Here is a 4,406-nt window from a genome sequence, read left to right on the forward strand (position 1 = left end):
GGCAACCAAGTACCTGAAGCATTACTTAGGTTGGCGGCGGCTTCTGGAGCGTTATTCAAACACAATTACCGCAGAGCTCTGTCTATTTGAAGCAATTGAGCGTTCATCGCAACAACTAACTCAGACATAGCCTTTTTTATGCCCGCTCACTAACTGCATTTTTTCTACCCGATCCACTGATCGCCATCTCCCACCTCAACGCATAAGTCGATATACTGGCATTTCTCTCGTGAACTGGAACACATCATGCCTTGGCTACAGATAAAACTTACTACGACCCCTGAGCACGCAGAACAGTACGAAGACCTGCTACTTGCTGCGGGCTGCGCGTCTGTCACCTATCAGGACAACAAAGACCAGCCAATCTTTGAACCCGAGCTGGGCACAACACCGCTGTGGGATAGCACAATTGTGACCGGCCTGTTCTCTGCCGACCACGATCTGGATGCCACTAACCGTTTTATCCGCCAGGCACACGAGCAGCTATTCCCAGACACACCCTTTCCCCCTATCAAAGCAGAAATCCTGGAAGATAAGGACTGGGAACGGGAATGGATGGATAGCTACCACCCGATGCAATTTGGCAAACGCCTTTGGGTCTGCCCAAGCTGGCGCGAAGCCCCCAACCCTGATGCCGTCAATATGATGCTGGACCCGGGTTTGGCCTTTGGTACGGGCACCCACCCGACAACCGCGCTGTGTCTGGAATGGCTCGATGCACAAGACCTGGATGACTGTGAGGTTGTCGATTACGGTTGCGGCTCCGGCATCTTAGGCATTGCTACCCTGCTGCTCGGAGCGAAACATGTCACGGCCGTCGATATTGATCTGCAAGCCCTGCAGGCAAGCAAAGATAACCTGGCACGCAATAAGCTGGCTGAAAACCGACTCAATGTCTTCCTGCCTGAGCATACGCCAGATGTCGAAGGTGATGTGATCGTAGCCAACATTCTGGCCGGCCCACTGGTTGAACTGGCACCAACCATCGCCAAACATGTGAAGTCGGGTGGACGCATGGCTCTGTCAGGTCTGCTGGAAGATCAGGCTGAAGCAATCAACACCGCCTATGCACAATGGTTTGACCTCGAGCCGCCTGCTGAGCGTGAAGGCTGGATTCGCATCTGCGGCATCAAACGCTGATTAAACTGCGTACAGCGACAAAAATTATTAGGGACGACACCTATGTTGTCCCTGATCCCAGCTATGACGCGCCCTGCGCCAAGACCAAAAGACAAATACAGTCAAGCCAAAATCGTACAAAAAACCATCAAAAACGGCTTGGACCTGTGCGTCTGAAGCGTTATCATTGTCCGCCTTCCTTGTTTTAAATCTGCTTTGGGGCTCTGTGCAGCTTCATGGTGTTTTTTTACCCAAAATTAAGGTAATCCATGTTCCGAATCGGACCTTATACCATTGATAACCAGACTATTCTGGCACCAATGGCAGGCGTCACGGACCGACCGTTCCGGCAACTTTGCCGGCAGTTTGGTGCGGGCTTGGTTGTGTCCGAGATGGTTACCTCTGATACCCGTTTATGGAAGTCTCGCAAATCCAGCTACCGTCTTAATCATCAGGGTGAAACCGAGCCACGGTCTGTACAGATCGCAGGCGGTGAAGCGCATATGATGGCTGAGGCTGCGCGGATGAACGCAGAACGGGGGGCCCAAATCATCGATATCAACATGGGTTGTCCTGCAAAGAAAGTGTGTAACAAAGCCGCTGGTTCCGCCTTGCTGCGGGATGAAGCTCTGGTTGCCGACATTTTGCAGACAGTGGTTGCGGCGGTCGATGTACCTGTCACGCTGAAATTTCGTACCGGATGGGATCATGAAAGTCGTAACGCGCTCAATATTGCGCGTATGGCTGAAGACGCCGGTATAGCAGCATTGGCACTACATGGCAGAACCCGCGCCTGTGGATACAAAGGCGACGCCGAATACGACACGATTGCAGCGGTTAAACACGCCGTGTCTATTCCGGTATTCGCTAACGGCGATATCGATACACCCCAAAAGGCCAAACAGGTCATCGCGCACACCGGTGCCGATGCCGTGATGATTGGCCGAGGCGCACAGGGACGCCCCTGGTTATTCAGGGAGATCAACCATTACCTGGCAACAGGTGAATTAATGGAAGAACCCTCACTGGAAGAGATTAGAAAAATTCTGCTGGGGCATTTGCAGGAGCTACGAACCTTTTACGGCGACTACCTAGGCGTTCGGATCGCAAGAAAGCACGTAGGGTGGTACCTGCAAGCACGGCCGGAAGGAAAATCCTTCCGCAAGGAATTCAATGTATTGGAAACAGCAGAAGAGCAAACGTCAGCGATCGAGCGTTATTTCGATCGTCTGTCCGACCCTCTGGCTGCATGACAAACTGGATACGTAATACTGTGGAATATAAAGAAATCACTCAGCCGACTCTCACTCAGAACGCAACTGCAGAGACCGGTAGCACCCTTCGGGACAGCGTACACTTGGCGCTGAACAACTACTTCCGTCAGCTCGACGGACAGCCGGTAACCGACGTATACCAGATGGTATTGTCCGAGATCGAAGCGCCTTTGTTCGAATCTGTAATGGCATATACCAAAGACAACCAGACCAAAGCTTCTCAGGTTCTTGGCCTGAACCGCGGTACGCTGCGCAAGAAGCTGAAACAATACGGTCTGCTGTAACCGCTTTTTATTAGTGCTTTTTACTAGTTAATGGGAACTCCAATCACCATGGCAGAGAACACCACTCCTGTACGCCGCGCGCTGATCAGCGTGTCAGACAAAACCGGCATTGTAGAATTTGCTCAGGCACTGAACGCTCAAGGTGTTGAAATTCTTTCCACCGGCGGCACCTATAAGCTGCTGAAAGAAAACAGCATCCCTGCAGTTGAAGTATCTGACTACACCGGTTTCCCGGAGATGATGGATGGTCGTGTAAAAACCCTGCACCCGAAAGTGCACGGCGGCATTCTGGGTCGTCGCGGTACCGACGATGCAGTCATGAACGAACACGGCATCAAACCAATCGATATGGTTGTTGTAAACCTGTATCCATTTGAACAGACCATCAACCGTCCTGATTGCGATCTGCCAATGGCGATCGAAAACATCGACATCGGTGGTCCTACCATGGTGCGTTCTGCAGCTAAAAACCACAAAGATGTGGCGATTGTTGTGAATGCATCTGACTACGACGCAGTTGCAGCAGAACTGGGTAACGGTGGCCTGAGCCACAAAACCCGTTTCGATTTGGCAGTAAAAGCGTTCGAACACACAGCTGCATACGATGGCATGATTGCCAACTACCTGGGTGCGATTGTTGAAGGAGAAGAGGAGGAGCCAGCAGACTTCCCTCGTACGTTCAACACTCAGTTCCTGAAAGCACAGGACATGCGCTACGGTGAAAACCCACACCAGCGTGCGGCATTCTACGTAGAGGCCAACCCGGCTGAAGCCTGCGTAGCAACCGCTCGCCAGATGCAGGGTAAAGCGCTGTCTTTCAACAACGTTGCTGATACAGATGCAGCGCTGGAATGCGTAAAACCCTTCAAAGAGCCAGCATGTGTCATTGTTAAGCATGCCAACCCTTGTGGCGTGGCTATTGGTGCAGACATTCTGGAAGCTTATAACCGTGCTCACCAGACTGACCCAACCTCCGCTTTTGGTGGCATCATCGCGTTCAACCGTGAGCTGGACGCTAAAACCGCACAGGCCATCATCGAACGTCAGTTCGTCGAAGTCATCATCGCACCTTCTGTATCTCAGGAAGCGTCCGATCTGGTTTCAACTAAGCCAAACGTACGCCTGCTGGAATGCGGCGAGTGGGACGCTAACCGTGCCCATGGTTTCGACTACAAGCGCGTGAATGGCGGCTTATTGGTTCAGGATCGTGATCTGGGAATGGTTGATGCTTCTGCATTGAAAGTCGTGTCTCAGCGCCAGCCAACTGAACAGGAAATCCGTGATCTTCTGTTCTGCTGGGAAGTGGCTAAATTCGTTAAATCCAACGCGATTGTATACGCGAAAGACGGCCAGACTATCGGTATCGGTGCAGGCCAGATGAGCCGCGTATACTCTGCGAAGATTGCTGGCATCAAAGCGGCTGATGAAGGTCTGGAAGTCAAAGGCTCCGTCATGGCATCTGATGCATTCTTCCCATTCCGTGATGGTATTGATGCAGCTGCTGCTGCGGGTATCGATGCGATCATCCAGCCAGGTGGTTCTATGCGCGACGAAGAAACTATTGCCGCCGCAGACGAACATGGCATGGCAATGGTCTTCACGGGTATGCGTCACTTCCGTCACTAAGATGTGATCAGCGAATACACCTGTAGCCCGGCATGTCCGGGCTATTCTGTGTTTAGAGGATATATACATGAAAGTACTGATTATTGGTTCCGGCGGTCGCGAA

General features: G+C 51.9%; 4 protein-coding genes and 1 pseudogene. All 5 read left to right on the forward strand.

Annotation, left to right across the window (positions count from 1 at the left end):
• A pseudogene (locus ABYW01_RS15115) lies at positions 1 to 130 on the forward strand (IS1595 family transposase); the annotation flags it as partial.
• A 116-nt stretch (positions 131 to 246) separates the two neighbouring features.
• The gene (gene prmA, locus ABYW01_RS15120; protein WP_372834195.1) at positions 247 to 1,140 is read left to right on the forward strand and encodes a 50S ribosomal protein L11 methyltransferase; all 894 of its coding nucleotides are present in this window, start codon (positions 247 to 249) and stop codon (positions 1,138 to 1,140) included.
• 248 nt (positions 1,141 to 1,388) lie between these two features.
• Positions 1,389 to 2,372, forward strand: coding sequence for a tRNA dihydrouridine synthase DusB (gene dusB, locus ABYW01_RS15125; RefSeq protein WP_372834198.1), 984 nt, complete (start codon positions 1,389 to 1,391; stop codon positions 2,370 to 2,372).
• A gap of 20 nt (positions 2,373 to 2,392) precedes the next feature.
• Complete coding sequence (gene fis / locus ABYW01_RS15130; protein ID WP_371871895.1) at positions 2,393 to 2,677, forward strand: DNA-binding transcriptional regulator Fis; 285 nt, start codon at positions 2,393 to 2,395, stop codon at positions 2,675 to 2,677.
• Between the two features lie 48 nt (positions 2,678 to 2,725).
• Positions 2,726 to 4,303: a bifunctional phosphoribosylaminoimidazolecarboxamide formyltransferase/IMP cyclohydrolase gene (gene purH / locus ABYW01_RS15135; protein ID WP_372834200.1), complete on the forward strand. Its 1,578-nt coding sequence runs from the start codon at positions 2,726 to 2,728 to the stop codon at positions 4,301 to 4,303.
• Positions 4,304 to 4,406: the final 103 nt, after the last annotated feature.

The sequence above is a fragment of the Pontibacterium sp. genome, assembly GCF_041587635.1.
Taxonomy (GTDB): domain Bacteria; phylum Pseudomonadota; class Gammaproteobacteria; order Pseudomonadales; family Balneatricaceae; genus Pontibacterium.

Coding starts and splice junctions, on each gene's coding strand:
- prmA (WP_372834195.1), top strand. CDS start 247: ATGCCTTGGCTACAGATAAAACTTACTACGACCCCTGAGCACGCAGAA.
- dusB (WP_372834198.1), top strand. CDS start 1,389: ATGTTCCGAATCGGACCTTATACCATTGATAACCAGACTATTCTGGCA.
- purH (WP_372834200.1), top strand. CDS start 2,726: ATGGCAGAGAACACCACTCCTGTACGCCGCGCGCTGATCAGCGTGTCA.